Source organism: Mycobacterium botniense, from assembly GCF_010723305.1.
Classification (GTDB): domain Bacteria; phylum Actinomycetota; class Actinomycetes; order Mycobacteriales; family Mycobacteriaceae; genus Mycobacterium; species Mycobacterium botniense.
In genome coordinates, this window is sequence record NZ_BLKW01000004.1 from 285,473 (window position 1) to 301,103 (window position 15,631).

At 67.0% G+C, this 15,631-nt stretch carries 15 protein-coding genes; 8 read left to right on the forward strand and 7 right to left on the reverse strand.

From position 1 onward, the window contains the following. Positions 1 to 44 precede the first annotated feature (44 nt). Both G6N08_RS11495 and G6N08_RS11500 read left to right on the forward strand, forming a co-directional pair. Positions 45 to 1,193: a thiolase family protein gene (locus G6N08_RS11495; RefSeq protein WP_163757396.1), complete on the forward strand. Its 1,149-nt coding sequence runs from the start codon at positions 45 to 47 to the stop codon at positions 1,191 to 1,193. Continuing rightward, positions 1,190 to 1,990: a crotonase/enoyl-CoA hydratase family protein gene (locus tag G6N08_RS11500; RefSeq protein ID WP_163757398.1), complete on the forward strand. Its 801-nt coding sequence runs from the start codon at positions 1,190 to 1,192 to the stop codon at positions 1,988 to 1,990. The genes G6N08_RS11495 and G6N08_RS11500 overlap by 4 nt, the downstream gene beginning before the upstream one ends. 67 nt (positions 1,991 to 2,057) lie before the next feature. On the opposite strand, the gene G6N08_RS11505 is transcribed toward G6N08_RS11500, so the two are convergent. Then, complete coding sequence (locus G6N08_RS11505; RefSeq protein ID WP_163757400.1) at positions 2,058 to 3,317, reverse strand: PPE family protein; 1,260 nt, start codon at positions 3,315 to 3,317, stop codon at positions 2,058 to 2,060. Positions 3,318 to 3,666: 349 nt separating this feature from the next. Here G6N08_RS11505 and G6N08_RS11510 point away from each other — a divergent pair, with 349 nt between their 5' ends. Both G6N08_RS11510 and G6N08_RS11515 read left to right on the forward strand, forming a co-directional pair. Next, positions 3,667 to 4,374: a response regulator transcription factor gene (locus G6N08_RS11510; RefSeq protein ID WP_163757401.1), complete on the forward strand. Its 708-nt coding sequence runs from the start codon at positions 3,667 to 3,669 to the stop codon at positions 4,372 to 4,374. 27 nt (positions 4,375 to 4,401) lie between these two features. Next, a complete protein-coding gene (locus tag G6N08_RS11515; protein ID WP_163757403.1) occupies positions 4,402 to 5,718 on the forward strand; it encodes a sensor histidine kinase in 1,317 nt (438 codons plus the stop codon). A gap of 6 nt (positions 5,719 to 5,724) precedes the next feature. On the opposite strand, the gene G6N08_RS11520 is transcribed toward G6N08_RS11515, so the two are convergent. The 3 genes from G6N08_RS11520 to G6N08_RS11530 are packed head-to-tail and all read right to left on the reverse strand — an operon-like array spanning position 5,725 to position 8,312. Then, positions 5,725 to 6,741: an NAD(P)/FAD-dependent oxidoreductase gene (locus tag G6N08_RS11520; protein WP_163757406.1), complete on the reverse strand. Its 1,017-nt coding sequence runs from the start codon at positions 6,739 to 6,741 to the stop codon at positions 5,725 to 5,727. Beyond that, complete coding sequence (locus G6N08_RS11525) at positions 6,738 to 7,238, reverse strand: isoprenylcysteine carboxyl methyltransferase family protein (protein WP_163760496.1); 501 nt, start codon at positions 7,236 to 7,238, stop codon at positions 6,738 to 6,740. The genes G6N08_RS11520 and G6N08_RS11525 overlap by 4 nt, the downstream gene beginning before the upstream one ends. 3 nt (positions 7,239 to 7,241) lie before the next feature. Beyond that, a complete protein-coding gene (locus G6N08_RS11530) occupies positions 7,242 to 8,312 on the reverse strand; it encodes a type III polyketide synthase (RefSeq protein WP_174813289.1) in 1,071 nt (356 codons plus the stop codon). Between the two features lie 228 nt (positions 8,313 to 8,540). On the opposite strand from G6N08_RS11530, the gene G6N08_RS11535 reads away from it, so the two are divergent. Both G6N08_RS11535 and G6N08_RS11540 read left to right on the forward strand, forming a co-directional pair. Further along, entirely contained in the window at positions 8,541 to 9,680 is a 1,140-nt protein-coding gene (locus G6N08_RS11535) for an NAD(P)H-binding protein (RefSeq protein WP_163757409.1), read from the forward strand. Then, positions 9,677 to 10,396 (forward strand): CPBP family intramembrane glutamic endopeptidase, encoded by a 720-nt coding sequence (locus tag G6N08_RS11540; protein ID WP_163757411.1) that lies wholly within the window; start codon positions 9,677 to 9,679, stop codon positions 10,394 to 10,396. The genes G6N08_RS11535 and G6N08_RS11540 overlap by 4 nt, the downstream gene beginning before the upstream one ends. Here the strand turns inward: G6N08_RS11540 and G6N08_RS11545 are convergent. Then, positions 10,382 to 11,218 carry an enoyl-CoA hydratase gene (locus tag G6N08_RS11545; RefSeq protein ID WP_163757413.1) on the reverse strand — a complete coding sequence of 279 codons (837 nt, stop codon included), beginning with the start codon at positions 11,216 to 11,218 and terminating at the stop codon, positions 10,382 to 10,384. The genes G6N08_RS11540 and G6N08_RS11545 overlap by 15 nt on opposite strands. An 84-nt stretch (positions 11,219 to 11,302) precedes the next feature. Here G6N08_RS11545 and G6N08_RS11550 point away from each other — a divergent pair, with 84 nt between their 5' ends. Then, on the forward strand, positions 11,303 to 12,400 hold the full coding sequence (locus G6N08_RS11550; RefSeq protein WP_163757416.1) for a CaiB/BaiF CoA transferase family protein: 1,098 nt from the start codon (positions 11,303 to 11,305) through the stop codon (positions 12,398 to 12,400). 27 nt (positions 12,401 to 12,427) lie between these two features. Further along, positions 12,428 to 13,180: a 3-hydroxyacyl-CoA dehydrogenase gene (locus G6N08_RS11555; RefSeq protein WP_163757417.1), complete on the forward strand. Its 753-nt coding sequence runs from the start codon at positions 12,428 to 12,430 to the stop codon at positions 13,178 to 13,180. Positions 13,181 to 13,473: 293 nt separating this feature from the next. Here the strand turns inward: G6N08_RS11555 and G6N08_RS21080 are convergent, their stop codons facing one another. Together G6N08_RS21080 and G6N08_RS21085 are read right to left on the reverse strand one after the other, a co-directional pair. After that, positions 13,474 to 13,605 (reverse strand): hypothetical protein, encoded by a 132-nt coding sequence (locus G6N08_RS21080; RefSeq protein ID WP_281352746.1) that lies wholly within the window; start codon positions 13,603 to 13,605, stop codon positions 13,474 to 13,476. Between the two features lie 368 nt (positions 13,606 to 13,973). Continuing rightward, positions 13,974 to 15,533 (reverse strand): PGRS repeat-containing protein, encoded by a 1,560-nt coding sequence (locus G6N08_RS21085; protein ID WP_163757419.1) that lies wholly within the window; start codon positions 15,531 to 15,533, stop codon positions 13,974 to 13,976. Positions 15,534 to 15,631 lie beyond the last annotated feature (98 nt).

The window sequence follows — 15,631 nt, forward strand, 5'->3', positions numbered from 1 at the left end:
TTCATGACCTTGGTTGGAAGGTCACCGTCGAAGGAGATAGTTCCATGGCCGAAGCCGTAATCGTCGAGGCGGTGCGGTCCCCGATCGGCAAGCGCAACGGCGCGCTCTCGGGGGTGCATCCTGCGGATTTGTCCGCGCAAGTGCTCAACGGACTAGTCGAAAAGGCCGGTGTCGACCCGGAAATCGTCGACGACGTGATCTGGGGCTGTGTCATGCAAGCCGGTGAACAGGCCCTCGACATCGCCCGCACCGCATTGCTCTCGGCGGGCTGGCCTGAGACCGTCCCGGGTGTGACCGTCGACCGCCAATGCGGGTCCAGCCAGCAGTCGGTGCACTTCGCCGCCGCTGGGGTGGTGGCCGGCCACTACGACGTGGTTGTCGCGGGCGGGGTCGAGTCGATGTCGCGGGTACCGATGGGTTCCTCGCTGGCTAACGGCGGCAGGCCTTACCCGGACGCTTTCCTGCAGCGGTACCACCGGGTGATCCCCAACCAGGGCATCGGTGCCGAGATGATCGCCGAACGCTGGGGCTTCGACCGCACCACACTGGACGAGTTCTCTCTCGGTTCACACGAAAAAGCTGCCGCAGCACAAGATTCCGGTGCTTTCGACGATCAGATCGTCGCGATCAAGGATCAGGACGGCAACGTCGTGCTCAAGGACGAAGGCATCCGCCGCGGCACCACAATCGAGAAAATGGCCGAGCTGAAGCCGGCGTTCAAAGAAGACGGAGTGATCCACGCCGGCAATTCCAGCCAGATCTCCGACGGTGCGGCGGCACTGCTGTTCATGTCAGCGGAGAAAGCCAAGTCGTTGGGTCTCAAACCGCTCGCCAAGGTGCACACCGCGACACTGGCCGGGGCTGACCCGGTGATCATGTTGACCGCTCCGATCCCGGCGACCCAGAAGGTGCTCCAGAAATCCGGTTTGAAGCTCGAAGACATCGGCGTGTTCGAGGTCAACGAGGCGTTCGCCCCGGTGCCGCTGGCCTGGCTGGCCGACATCGGCGCCGACGAAAAGAAACTCAACCCCAACGGCGGGGCGATCGCACTGGGCCACCCGCTCGGCGGATCGGGGGCCCGCATCATGACGACATTGCTCTACCACATGCGCGACAAGGGAATCCGCTACGGCTTGCAGACCATGTGCGAGGGCGGGGGCCAGGCCAACGCCACGATTGTGGAGCTGCTGTGACCGAAGCGGTCGCCCAACCCGCGGCGCTCATCGAGCGCCGCGGCAATGTCATGGTCATCACGATCAACCGGCCGGAAGCCCGCAATGCGGTCAACAGCGCTGTGAGCATTGCCGTGGGCGACGCGCTCGAAGAAGCCCAGCACGACGCCGAGGTGCGCGCGGTGGTGATCACCGGCGCCGGCGAGAAAGCCTTCTGCGCCGGAGCGGATCTGAAAGCGATCGCCCGCCGTGAAAACCTCTACCACCCCGACCACGGGGAGTGGGGCTTCGCCGGATACGTGCACCACTTCATCGACAAGCCCACCATCGCCGCGGTCAACGGGACCGCATTGGGCGGCGGCACCGAGCTGGCGCTGGCCAGCGACCTGGTGGTGGCCGAGGAGCGGGCCCAGTTCGGGCTGCCCGAGGTCAAACGTGGGCTGATCGCGGGCGCCGGCGGGGTGTTCCGCATCGTGCACCAGCTACCCCGCAAGGTGGCGCTGGAAATGTTGCTCACCGGCGAGCCGATGAGCGCCGCCGACGCCGCCCGATGGGGTTTGATCAACCAGGTCGTCCCCGACGGCACGGTGTTAGATGCCGCGCTGAGGCTAGCTGAGCGCATCACCGTGAATGCGCCGCTGTCGGTGCAGGCCAGCAAACGGATCGCCTACGGTGCCGACGACGGGGTTATTCCCGATGAAGAGCCGGGATGGGCTCGCACGACAAGGGAATTCGCCACGCTGCTCAGGTCCGAGGACGCCAAGGAAGGCCCGCGGGCATTTGCCGAGAAACGACAGCCGGTGTGGAAGGCGCGGTGAGGCCAGATCCCGGCGGGCCGAACTGCGGGGATTGCGTGCACCGTCGTTTGCGTTACCTGACCTACCGTTACCTGCCAACCGGTTTGCGGCCCATCACCACAGGCCGGACTCCGTAGCGCGGAAGCGCGCCGCCCACACCGTGGCCGCCGCCACTGGCCGCCGGAAGCCCCGGCATCGCGGTGGTTGTGGCATTCGGGATGGCGCGAACGTGGCTGACCGGAAGTGGTGGAGCGAGCGGGCGGATCGTTCCGGTCGCGGCCGCCCCCGTCCAGGTATGCGGAACCGAGAGCGTCCCGATCGACGTCGCCCGGCGCAGACCTGCCAATACCGGCACGCCAGCCACACCTGCCGGGTTCGCTGATCCCTGCGCGCCCAACCCCGCCGGGCCCGCTGAGCCCATGGCGCCGGCGGGGAGACCGGGCCCACCCAACGCAGCGGACCCCAACGCCGGCAGCCCCTTGCCGCCGCCGGCGGCGGTCGATATCAGAGACCTCCCCATGTTCGCCATCGACATCCCCCTCATCGGCATCATCGACATAATCGACATCGGGTAGAGAACCGATTTCGCCGAGTCGAACCAGGACAGCGCCGACGCCGGGGACGTTGACGACCCCAAACCCAGCGTCGAGAGGATCCCGGTCAGCTCTGCCGTTGATGATGTCGATGCTGCGGGTGCTGCGAGTTCCTGCAGCGCGGCGGGTATGGCCGTCATCAATCCTGAGAGCGCGGCCCGTGACGTACCGGCGGAGGTGCCGGCGGCGTGCGCGACGGCGGCGGCTTGGCCGGCCAGCCCCACGCCGTTGGTGTGGTGCTGGGGCGCGACGAACGGTGTCAAGGGCGAGACCGCGAGCGCCGAAGAGGCGGCGTAGTCGTACATCGCGCTGGCGTCTTGCGCCCACATTTCGGCGTAGTGCGCCTCGGTGGCCGCGATGGCCGGTGCATTTTGCCCCAGCACATTGGTCGCGACCAGCGATGCCAACAGGCTGCGGTTGGCCGCGATCACCGGCGGAGGAACCGTTGCCACGAAGGCTGTCTCGTAGGCGCTGACGGCTTGCCTGGCCTGGGTAGCGGCCTGCTGGGCGTGCGCGGCAGTGGTCGTCATCCAGGTCACGTAGGGCGCGGCGGCGGCGGCCATCGCCGCCGCCGCCGGCCCTTGCCATTGGTCGCTGGTCAACCCGGAAATGACGGCGCTGTAGGAGGTCGCTGTGGAATACAAGCTGTCGGCCAGTCCGTCCCACGCCGCCGCGGCGGCCAACAATGGCCCTGCGCCGGGGCCGGTATACATGCGAGCGGAGTTGATCTCCGGCGGTAGCATTCCGAAATCCATCACTGTTACCTCTGCGTGTACCTCTGCGTGCTCTGTTTGCCTTAGCCGGCGCCATATGGCGGCTTGGTAGCCGCCGACGCTGCCGCACTGGCGCCCGAAACCGGAACCGACCATGTCCTGGACAGCGCCGAAAACCGGCACTTGTCCTTCGAAGGCTAGGAAATCGCTGGTCAGGGGGCTGCTATCGCGAAGTAATGGCAGTGTTTACCTTCCGTGCCGCAGGGTGATCAGGGGTAAGACATGATCAGCTGCGGCGGCTGTCAGCCACCCTCGAGATTTCGCACGGGCCCCGCACCCGCGCCCGGCCGGATCGGGGCTGCTAGCCGCTGTGCTCGATAGGATCGTGCCCGTGGCGCAGCTGCTGGTGGTCGAGGATGACGAGACCATCGGCCGCCTCCTCGCCGACGGCCTGCGCACTCACGGTCACGAGGTGATGTGGTGCCGCTCCGGGCGTGCTGCGCTGCGCGAGGCGCTGCTCCGGGAATTCGACTTGGTACTGCTCGACCTTGGGCTGCCCGACCTCGATGGGGTCGAGGTGTGCCGGCAGTTACGCGCCACCCAATCCCGGTGTGTGCTGGTGATTCTCACTGCTCGTGATGCCGAGATCGACGTTGTAGTCGGTCTGGATGCCGGCGCCGACGACTACCTCACCAAACCGTTCCGCTATGCCGAACTGCTGGCCCGCATCCGGGCGCACCTGCGTCGGGGACCCATGTCCGCCGCATCAGCAGAGGCGTATGTTGTCGGGGAGCTGGTGGTGGACCCTAACGCCCGGACCAGCACTTTCGGTAGACACCACATCGACCTGCGGCCCAGGGAATTCGATTTGCTGGCCCGATTGGCCGCGGATGCGGGTACCGCGCTGTCCCGTGAGACTTTGATCGCGGAGGTCTGGGATGAAAATTGGTACGGATCGACCAAAACCCTCGATGTGCACATCGGGATACTCCGCAAAAAGCTTGCCGCCGCGGCCGCGCAGCATGGGCTGGATCCCGCTGCCGCGCCGCAGATCACCACGCTGCGCGGCTACGGCTATCGGCTCGATTGCCCCGGATAGTGCCCATGAATAGTGCGGGCCAGGCGCATGCGTAAACGCATCGTCGCCGTCGCTATGCTGGCCGCGACCCTGGCGACCAGCCTATTCGGTATCCCGTTGGCGGTGCTCGCGGCCCACTATTACCGAGTTCACGAAGCCAATGCGATGGAACGTGCTGCCCACACAGCCGGCGTAGAAGCCGCCGCTGACTTGTTCCACGGCCGGTTCACCGGACATCTGCCCACCCCCGAACGCGGCACCAGTGTCGCGCTGTACAGCGCCGACGGCCGGCTTCTGGTCGGGTCCGGGCCACCGACGGCCGATTCCATCGTCACCCGGGCCTTGGCCGACAACAGCGTGCACCGCTCTAACCGTGGCGGCGAGATCGTCGCCGTCGTGCCGCTCGCCGACGGTCCCCGTGCCGCCTATGCTGTCCGGGCCGCGACCTCCACGGCCCAGGTCTACGCGCGGATTGTGACGATCTGGGCGCTGATGCTCGCCCTGGAAACCCTGGTTCTCACCCTGACCTGGCAACTGGCTCGGTGGCAGGCCCGGCGGTTGGCCCGGCCGCTGGAAAACCTCTCGGCTGCGGCCCGCACCCTCGGCGACGGCGACTTCAGCATCCGCGCCCAGCCCAGCGGCATTCCCGAAATCGACGCCGCCGGCACTGCACTCAACCAGACCGCCGAACGGCTCGGTGATTTGGTGGAGCGTGAACGAGCCATCACCGCCAACGCCTCCCACCAACTGCGCACCCCCTTAACCGGGTTGCGCCTCGGGCTGGAAGCGGCTCTCGACTCACCGCACCCCGACTACCGGCAAGCCATCGTTGATGCCGTCGCGACCACCGAACGCCTCAGCCGTACCATCGACGAGCTGACCGCGCTTGCCCGCGGCGCCAGCCGCGGCACCGAACCGCTGCCGTTGCACGAGCTGCTCGCGGAGATTCGCGACACCTGGGGGCCCCGCTTGGCCGACGCCGGGAGGTCATTGCAGGTCGGGGCTGATACCTCCCTGCCGTCAACCGCAGCTTCGACCGCGGCCGTGCGCCAGATCCTCGCGGTCCTCGTCGATAACGCCCTGCAGCACGGTACGGGCACCGTCACCGTGCACGCGCGTGAGGCGAGCGCGACAACAGCGATCGACGTGTCCGACGAGGGAACCTGCAGCGACAAAACCGGTCTCCTGGACCGCCGATCCGCCCGCGGTCACGGACTTGGTCTGGCGCTGGCACGTGACCTCGCCGACGCCGAAGGTGGGCGGCTGCGTCTGAGCAGCCGCGCTCCCACCACGTTCACCCTCTTCCTGCCGCCCCCTCAGCAGGGCAGCGATCACCACCATGACGGCCCGCTCGTCGCACGCTGAAACTTTTCAGTGCGCCAGCCTGTTGACCGCACACCCGAACACGCCGGGCAGCAGTGCGCAGGCGGGCACGATGGCGCACCGGGTGGCGCGCGGCGCGGTCGCGAGCACCAGTCCGCGGGTCAGCAACCGATAGTCGCGGGTGATACGGCGCCACGCTTTCTCATACGACGATGGCGCGCCGTCGATGATGGCCGTCACCGCCGCGGCGGCTTGCCTGATCGCGAGGCTGATACCCTCGCCGGTGAGGGCATCTTCGTATCCGGCGGCGTCGCCCACCAGCAATACCCGCCCGGCGACTCGACGCGAAACTACTTGCCGCAGCGGGCCGCAACCACGCGCTGGCCCGCAGCGACCGGAGCGTAGTTGGTGCGCCAGCCGCGGGAACCAGCCTAGATCGGGCCGACGACGAGACAGGATTGCCACCCCTACCAGATCGGGTTCCACCGGAGTCACGTATGCCTCGCCCCAACGCGACCAGTGCACCTCGACGAGATCCGACCACACCGGCACTCGGTAATGGCGGCGCACACCGTATCGTCGGGGTGCGCCGACCGCAGTGCCGATTCCGACGGCACGGCGAGTCGCCGAATGCAGCCCGTCGGCGGCCACCAGCCATTTAGCGCGCACACCCGCGGCTGTCACGCCATGCGCATCCTGTCGGACATCTTTTACCGGAGTTCGGATCCATTGGGTGTCTTGTTGTTTGGCCTGTGCCGCCAACGCCGCGTGTAACGTCGTGCGCCGTACGCCGCGGCCCGGTCCGTCGCGAAAACACGCTTCAGCTCGATAATGATCGCTGACGTAGGCGATCCCGCGAAACGGCATACCGGCGGGGTCCACGCCGAGCGACAGCAGTTCCGCCAAGCCGCCGGGCATCAGGCCTTCACCGCAGGCCTTATCGACCGGGTCTTGCCGCGGCTCGGCGATGATCACCGAAAGCCCTTGCCGGCGAGCATGTAATGCGGTAGCCAGGCCGGCGGGTCCACCACCCGCGATCAGAACGTCGGTGTCGTAGGTTGTCATCGATAGCCCAGCGCGACGTTTTCCACATGGATCCGCACACGCAGCAGCGCCGCGTTTGCCACGGTGAAAGTGCTTGCCGTCAGCCACGCGGTGTGCACCAGCGGCAACGCTAGCCCTTCGGCCACCACGGCGACGTAGTTAGGGTGGTGCAGCCACCGATATGGACCACATCGCACCAACGGTGCTTGGGGTATCACGATTACCCGTGTGTTCCACCGGAGTCCCAGTGTTCTTACACACCACCAGCGCAGCGCGTGGCTCAGCGCCACCACGGCCAGCATCGGCCAACCCAGCCAAGGCAAAAAGGGCCGGTGCAGTGCCCATACCTCGACGACGCAGCCGAGTAGCAGGCCGGTGTGGAGAGCCACCATTACCGGATAGTGTTTGTGGCCGAACTCTTTGCCGCCGTGGGCGAAAGCCCATTGTGTGTTGCGTCGCGAAACGATGAGTTCGGCGAAGCGTTCGATGCCGACGGTCAGTACCAGAAGGTAGTACACCACCTACCAGCCAAGCAGTACGAGCTCAGAGCAGAAGCCCGGGCCCATGGCGATCATCAGCCCTAGGGAACCGGGCGGCGGCGGATCTGCCATGGTGGCGCGAAGCACGTCCAGCACTGACACCGACGACAGATTCCCGTTTTCGCGCAGCGATTTTCGGGTGCGGGCAAGGGCGTCCGGGGGCAAGTCCAACACGCTTTCGACGGCGTCGATAACTTTCGGACCGCCGGGGTGGCAGACCCATGTCGCGATGTCTGCGGGGGTCAGTCCGTAGTCGGCCAGGAAGTGGCGGACATCTTCGCCCAGGTACTTCTCAGCGACGGTTGCCACTTCGACCGACAACTGAATGCGAAAGCCATGGCTGCCGATGTCCCAGCCCATCACGTCTTCGGTGTTGGGGTAGAGGCGGCTGCGTGTGGCCAGAACCTTCGGTCCGCTGTGCCTGCGTTCAGGGCCTGTCGCGACGACGGCGGCGGCAGCATCACCAAATAGCGAAGCCGCGACGAAATTGGCCATCGAACGGTCGGTGCGCTGAACGGTCAGCGTGCACAGCTCGACGGCGACGAGTGCCGCCACCTGATCGGGATAGGCGCGTAGATAGTCGTTCATGCGCGCCACTCCGGCCGCCCCGGCGACACAACCGAGGCCAAACAGCGGCAGCCGCTTGATATCGCTTCGAAAACCCAGCCGTGTTGCCAGGCGCGCTTCCAGCGTCGGCACCGCGAGACCGGTAACTGTCGTCGAGAACACGATGTCAACCTCAGACGGTTTGACTTTGGCCTTGTCCAGCGCCGACAGCAGCGCCCGCTCACTCAACTCCAGGGCAATGTCGATGAAAATATCGTTGGCTTCGCTGAAGCCGCCGAGGTCGGCGTATCGCGACGGTGGTAGCGCCACCCGGCGCCTCTCGACCCCGCTGCTGGCGGCGAACCGGCAAAACTCTGGTCCGGCGAAATCGGCCAGCACCGCCATTGCTTCGTCTTGGCCGACCTGATACGCCGGGAACTCGACGCTCACCGCAGTGACCGACGGGCTTGCCGCAACGAGAGCGGTCGGTGCCTGTCCTCCGGTCATCACCGAGCACATTTCGTAATCGTATCCATGTCGAAATTACCTCACGAGTTGAGCGTGAAATCAATTTGGCTGAATCGCAGCGCCAATGGATTTAATTTGTCACTGGTGTCAATAGAATTAATTCGACGCGACCGTCAATAGATTTAATTCGACGTGAGTATAATTAGTGGTGCGCTAATTTCGCCCCGCATCGGCGCCGGGATAGATTCGCCAGGATAGGTTAAAGACGTGCGGGTTGTGGTGACGGGTGCCACCGGCTATGTGGGGTCGCGCTTGGTCACCGCACTGCTCGCCGACCACCACCAGGTCATCGCCGCCACTCGCACCCCGGCCCGCCTCAACCGGTTGGGCTGGTCTGGCGAGGTCATTCCGATCAGGCTGGAGGCTTCGGACGCGGTCTTGGCGCGCGCGGCGTTGACCGCGGCCGGTCCGGCCGACGTGCTGTATTACTTGGTGCACGGGATCGGTCAACCGGGTTTTCGCGACGCCGACCCAAAAGCGGCCGCCAACGTCGCAGCGGCGGCAAAAGACGCCGGTGTCCGGCGCATCGTTTACTTGGGCGGCTTCACCCCGGACGATGACAATTTGTCTGAGCACCTCGCCAGCCGGGCCGAGGTCGCCGCGGCTTTAACGGTTGACGGTGGCCCGGAAGTGGTATGGCTGGGTGCCGCGATGATCATCGGCTCCGGGTCGACCTCGTTCGAGATGCTGCGGTACGTCGGCGACCGTTTCCCGCTTATCCCGATCCCGGCGTGGATGGACAACCCGATCGACCCGGTTTCCATCCGAGATGTGGTGTACTACTTAACCGCCGCAGCCGACGGAAGCCGGGTACCGGCCGGGGCCTATGACATCAGTGGCCCGCGGACCACCACCTATCGGGGGCTGCTGCACACGTATGCCCAGGTGTCCGGCAGGCGGCGGGCGGGTCTGCGGGTACGGGGGGTGGACACCCGGGTGGCGTCTTGGGTCACGGCCGCGGCCCTGCCGGTACCTGACGGGCTGGCAGCCGACCTGGTGAAATCGTTGGACCACCCGATGACGGCGTCTGACACGGTGCTCAAAGACCTGGTTGCCGACCCGCCCGGCGGCCCGCTGGTGGCCGAGGAGGCGATCGCGCGAGCACTGGCGAGCCCGCCGCCGCGTCCCGTCAACACACTCGCTGATCCGCATCACCTCGCGGATAGCGATCCGGTGTGGGCCGGTGGCGACGCGTTGCGCATCCACCGGCTGGCTTGCGCGGTGATGCCACCGCTCGCGCGACCGACCCTCGATCTGGTCAACCGAGTCCCCGGTCCGCTCGCCGGCGCGCTGCGAACCGGTCTTGACATGCTGAGTAGCCTGACTCCCAAGGTGCGGTCCAGATGAGCGAACCCCTAACTCCTTACCGGGTCACTGTCCGTGACGAGTTTCGTCGTGCCATCACCAATGTGGCTGTGCCGCACCACGAACCACCTTCGGTGATACGGCGCAGGCGCGTCGTCGTGACCATCACAATAGTGATCGGCGCTGTGGTGTTGGGCTTTTCGCTGAGACGACCACCCGGCGAGTCGAGTTTCTATTGGTTGACGCTGGTGCTGGCAGCGGTCTGGGCCGGCGGTGCGCTTGTCTCCGGGCCATTGCATCTGGGCGGGATCTGTTGGCGTGGGCGCAACCAGCGACCGGTCATCACCGGGACGGCGGTCGGCCTGCTGCTCGCCGGCCTTTTCGTCGTGGGCGGCGTCGGGGCCCGCACAATTCCGGTCGTGTGCGAGCTGATTACCCGCGTGCTGCAGTTCGCCCATCACGAACCGCTTTTGGTGACCGCGATCACGGTAGTCAACGCACTCGCCGAGGAGATGTTCTACCGCGGCGCGCTCTATACCGCGCTGGGCCGGCACCATCCGTTGACCATTTCGACCGCCCTGTATGTTTTCGCGACCATGGCGAGCGGAAACCCGATGCTCGGCTTCGCCGCATTGGTCCTCGGGACGGTGTGCGCATTCGAGCGCCGGGTAACCGGGGGAGTGCTGGCGCCGATGCTGACCCACTTCGTCTGGGGTTTGATAATGGTGCTCGCGCTGCCGCCGCTATTCGGCGTCTGAAAGCGAATCGCTGAACTTCGGGCTGCGGCGCTGCTGGAAAGCCCTTGCGCCCTCGATGAAATCATGCGATCGCAGTAGAACGGCTTGACCTCGTAGCTCGCGCTCCAGGGCGGGCTCCAGTTCGGCAAGCGTGGCCGCGTTGATGGCCTCCTTGGTCTTGGCGAAAGCCACGGCCGGGCCCGACAGCAGCGCCGAGATCACTTTGTCCACCTCGGCTTCGAAGTCGTCCGCCGGATAGACCGCGCTGATCAGGCCGCACGCCAGCGCCTCGGGGGCCGGTAATCGCTCGGCCAGCAGCGCCATCCGCATTGCGCGCACACGACCGGTCGCCGCGGCCACCAACGCCGACGCCCCGCCGTCGGGCATCAACCCGACCTTGGTGAAGGCCAGCATGAAAAATGCTTTTTCCGAAGCTAATACGAGGTCACACGCCAAGGCCAAGGAGACGCCGACGCCAGCAGCCGGACCTTGTACGACAGCCACCACCGGGTGCGGCAGCGCGGTGATCGCGCGCACCGCACGGTTGGCCTGCACGATGATCTCGGTTCCCGGGCCGCCGCTGCCGGAGACGTCTTCGGCGCTCATACCCGCTCCCGAACTGAAGCCACGGCCAGCGCCGCCGAGGCGCACCACTTTCACTCGCGGGTCGCCGGCCGCGCACTCGATGGCTTCGGCGATCCCGGCCAGCACCGGCGCCGTCAACGAATTGAGGCTCTCAGGGCGGTCAATAGTCACCGATAGCACGCCTCCGGCGAGTGTGACGGACAGACCCTCGACAGCGGCGAGCGTGTCGACTCCCGACTCGATAGCAGTCATGGGCATCACCTTAAGTGACCGGGCTGCAGCGCCTTCTCCGGCGCCTGCGAAGATGCCAACCACGGGTCGTTGTCGAAAGGTCGGTACATCATGGCGGGACCACTGAAAGGGCTGCGGGTGATCGAGCTGGCCGGCATCGGGCCAGGCCCGCACGCCGCGATGATTCTGGGTGATCTCGGTGCGGACGTGGTGCGCATCGAGCGGCCGACCAGCACCGGCGGCGTGGTCAGCGACGCGATGCTGCGCAACCGGCGCTTGGTGACTGCCGACCTGAAGTCGGCCGAGGGGCGCGATCAGGTGCTGCGGCTGGTCGCCAAGGCTGACGTGCTGATCGAGGGCTACCGCCCGGGCGTCACTGAGCGGCTCGGTCTGGGCCCCGACGACTGCGCCAGGGTCAATCGACGGCTGATCTACGCTCGGATGACCGGGTGGGGCCAAACGGGTCCGCGCAGCCGGCAAGCCGGCCATGACATCAACTACATCTCCCTCAACGGGGTACTGCACGCCATCGGCCGTGCGGGCGAGCGGCCGGTGCCACCGCTGAACCTGGTCGGCGACTTCGGCGGTGGGTCGATGTTCTTGCTGGTGGGCATCCTGGCCGCGTTGTGGGAGCGGCAGCGCTCCGGCGAGGGTCAGGTCATCGACGCCGCGATGATCGATGGATCATCGGTGCTGGTGCAGATGATGTGGGCCATGCGTGCAGCCGGCATGTGGTCCGACGACCGCGGCACCAATATGCTCGACGGCGGCGCGCCCTACTACGACACCTATGGGTGCGCCGACGGGCGTTATGTCGCGGTCGGCGCCATCGAGCCGCAGTTCTATGCGGCGTTGCTCCACGGGCTCGGCCTTGACCCGGGTGAGCTGCCCGGCCAGAATGACCGCGGCCGCTGGCCTGAGCTGCGAGCCCGGTTAACCGAGGTGTTCGCCTCCAAAGAGCGCGACCACTGGGCCAAGGTGTTCGCCGAGTCGGATGCCTGCGTAACGCCGGTGCTGTCCTTTGGCGAGGTGCTCACCGAGCCGCATATCACCGAACGGCACACCTTCTATGAGGTGGACGGTGGATTACAGCCCATGCCGGCACCGCGGTTCTCTCGCACGGTGCCGGACGAACCGCGTCCGCCGAGACGGCCGGCGTCCGATATCGAGGCCGTTGTCACTGACTGGACAGCACCAACCAACCAGTAGGCCGTTGGCCGGAAAGGAAAGACTCGAGTGGACATCAATGGCGCTGTAGCAGTCGTGACGGGCGGCGCGTCAGGCCTGGGTCTGGCCACGGCGAAGCATTTGCTGGATGCCGGTGCGCAGGTGGTCGTGCTCGATCTCAAAGGAAAAGAGGTGGTTAGCGAACTCGGCGAGCGAGCGCATTTCGCGCCGGCCAACGTCGTCGACGAAAAGGCGGTGATGTCGGCGCTGGACATCGCTGAATCACTCGGGCCGCTGCGCATCGTGGTCAACTGTGCGGGCACCGGCAACGCTATCCGGGTGCTGGGCAAAGACGGTGTGTTCCCGCTCGACGCTTTCCGCAAGGTTGTGGATATCAACCTGGTCGGGACGTTCAATGTGCTGCGGCTGGCCGCGGAGCGGATCGCCAAAACCGAACTGATCGGCGAGGAGCGCGGCGTCATCATCAACACGGCGTCGGTGGCCGCGTTCGACGGACAGATCGGCCAGGCCGCTTACTCGGCCTCAAAAGGCGGTGTGGTCAGCATGACCCTGCCGATTGCTCGCGACCTCGCCGGCAAAGCTATCCGAGTCGTGACGATTGCCCCGGGCCTGTTCGACACCCCCTTACTGGCCAGCCTGCCCGAGCCGGCCAAGGAATCGCTTGGCAAGCAGGTGCCGCATCCGGCGCGGCTAGGCAAGCCCGACGAATACGCGGCACTAGCGCTGCACATCATTGAGAACCCGATGCTCAACGGCGAGGTCATCCGCCTCGACGGCGCCATTCGCATGGCCCCGCGTTGACACTCACGGCGAAAAACGGAGAAAACGGAGAAAAACGCCACAGCACACGGGAGTTGGCCGGTTATCCGTCGCGCGGTGCACGACACAGCCGCTTGCGGGATCAGCGCCTGAGACGGATTAGCTCCAATTTACCAACTCTGTTCCCGCCGGTCGTGGGCAGCTTCCGGCTAGCACGGAATCCGATCGTGAAATCCACGATGGGAATGGAATGGACTTAGTGAATCGCCAACAACAGAAACGACAAAATCGTGCCGTCAAGGCCAGCACAACGGACCAGTCGGCCGAGTCGGGTATCAGACCGCGGTAGGCAGGGGGTGCCAGTCGTCAAGCTGCTCCGAAGTGTCACCCTCGACCAGCATGTCGCCGTGGTAGAGAGCGTCGAAGTCGGCTTTGATGACGTCGGCACTCGAGTCGTCGATCCACATGTCCTTGAGCGTATGAGTAACTATTAAGGAATCTTTGAGTCACGATTCGGAAAATGGTGGCAATATTACTGCCGGGTAGGGTCAGTTGGGCTGCCGGGGTGGCGGATGCGGTGCGCGCGGTGTCGGACCGCATCGGCACCCGTCGGCAGCGTCGGCGTCGGTCGGGCAAAAATCCGGCGGCTGGTCAGCACCGGGCCGCAGCCGCCAAGCCAGGATCCGCTGGACCCAAAGGTTTCTCGCCATCGGCGTCGGTGGCGGCCGGCAAGGCCGGCTTGGCGGGTCGCGGGCGGCGGGCAGTATGTTGCCCTGATCGGCGTCTGCCCCACGGCACAGCGCACGTGCCCGCACGTTTCAGCGTGCGGGCACTGTCACGTCACGTCATGTGAGCTATGACGAGGATGCGGTGGCCGCACCCGGCTCACCAGTCGCGCCGGGGGCGCCGGCCGCGCCGTTTGTCGCCGTGCTGTCGCTGCCGGTCGCCGTGGCGGTGCCGCCGCTGCCGGGCGCACCGCCCTGGCCCCCGGCCCCGCCAGGTGCGCCGCCGTTGCCGCCCGCGCCGCCGTCGCCGCCGTTACCGGCGGTCGAGACTCCACCTGCGCCGTGCGTAGTGGCGTCGCCACCCGCCCCGCCGGCGCCCCCGGTACCGCCCGTCCCGCCGACTGCGCCGGCCGCACCGGCAGCGCCCTCGGCGCCGACGCCGCCGGTACCACCGGCACCGGCGACGGCGACACCGTAGTGCCCGTTGGCCGTGGCGTTACCGCCGGCGCCGCCGGCGCCGCCGGTACCGGCGATAAGACCCTGGCCGCCTGTGCCGCCGGTACCGCCGCTACCAGCCGTGGCGTGGCCCGAGGCACCGTTGGCAGTGGCGTCGCCGCCGGCGCCGCCGGCGCCGCCGGTGCCGCCCGTCCCGTTCTCGGCGGTGCCACCGGTCCCGCCCATGCCGCCGTCACCGCCGGTCGAGGTGCCGCTGAATCCGTTGGCGGTAGCTGTCCCGCCGGCACCGCCGGCGCCGCCGGTGCCGCCGGTGCCCCCGTCGCCGATGGTTGCCGTGGTGCTCCCGCCGGCGCCGCCGGCACCGCCTGCACCGCCGGTGACGGTGCCCGAACTACCGTCTGTCGTGGCCGCACCGCCGGCACCCCCGGCGCCGCCGGCACCGCCGTTGCCGAAGATGGAGGCGACGGCGTTGCCGCCCGCCCGCCGTTACCACCGGCGCCGCCGACCGCGGTGCCGCCTTCGCCGTGGAACACGGCGGAAATTCCGGCGCCACCCGCGCCGCCGGCGCCGCCGTCGCCCATCACCGTGCCGCCGGTGCCGCCGGCGCCGCCGTCAGCGCCGAGCCCGCCGCTACCACCCGCGCCGCCATCACCGAACATTCCGGCGTCGCCGCCGTTGCCTCCGTCCACACCGGGCTCGGTGCTGTTCCAGCCGGCGCCGCCGTCGCCGAACCACAACCCGGCGTTGCCGCCGTTGGGATCGGCCTCCGTGCCGGGGGCACCGTTGCCGATCAGATACTCACCGGCAGCGCTGTTGATGGCCGTGTCGATGTGCTCGCCGAGCGGGCTGTTGATCCAGTTCTCCATGGCCGTGTTGAACGGGTTCCACAGTGTCGAGTTGAGCACCAGCGCGGGGTTGAGTTGTGGGTCAGCCTGGATCAGTTGGTCGAAAAACGGCGAATTGCCGAAGACGCTGTCGACCCCGGTTGTGGCGCTCGGGACGGCGTCGCCCGGCAGGCTCGACGCGGCTGCGAGAGCGGTGCTCACGCCCTCCGCGCCGGCGCTCACGCCGGTGGAGGGGGCGAAACCGGAGGGGTCGACCAGGGTGAAGAGGTCGACGACCCAGTCGAGCACGTCGGCGTGCGCGCTCGGCGCAGTGGCTAACGGGGCCATCCCGGCCGCCACAAACGCCGCCGCGGTACCGGTCGTTGCCACCGCCCGATTGCGACGGCCCGCCTTACGGTGCTGCCTTCCGGTGCCGTGACCACACGCCATCTGCTGACCTCCCCTGTGTGCGTTCGATGCCGGTGCCT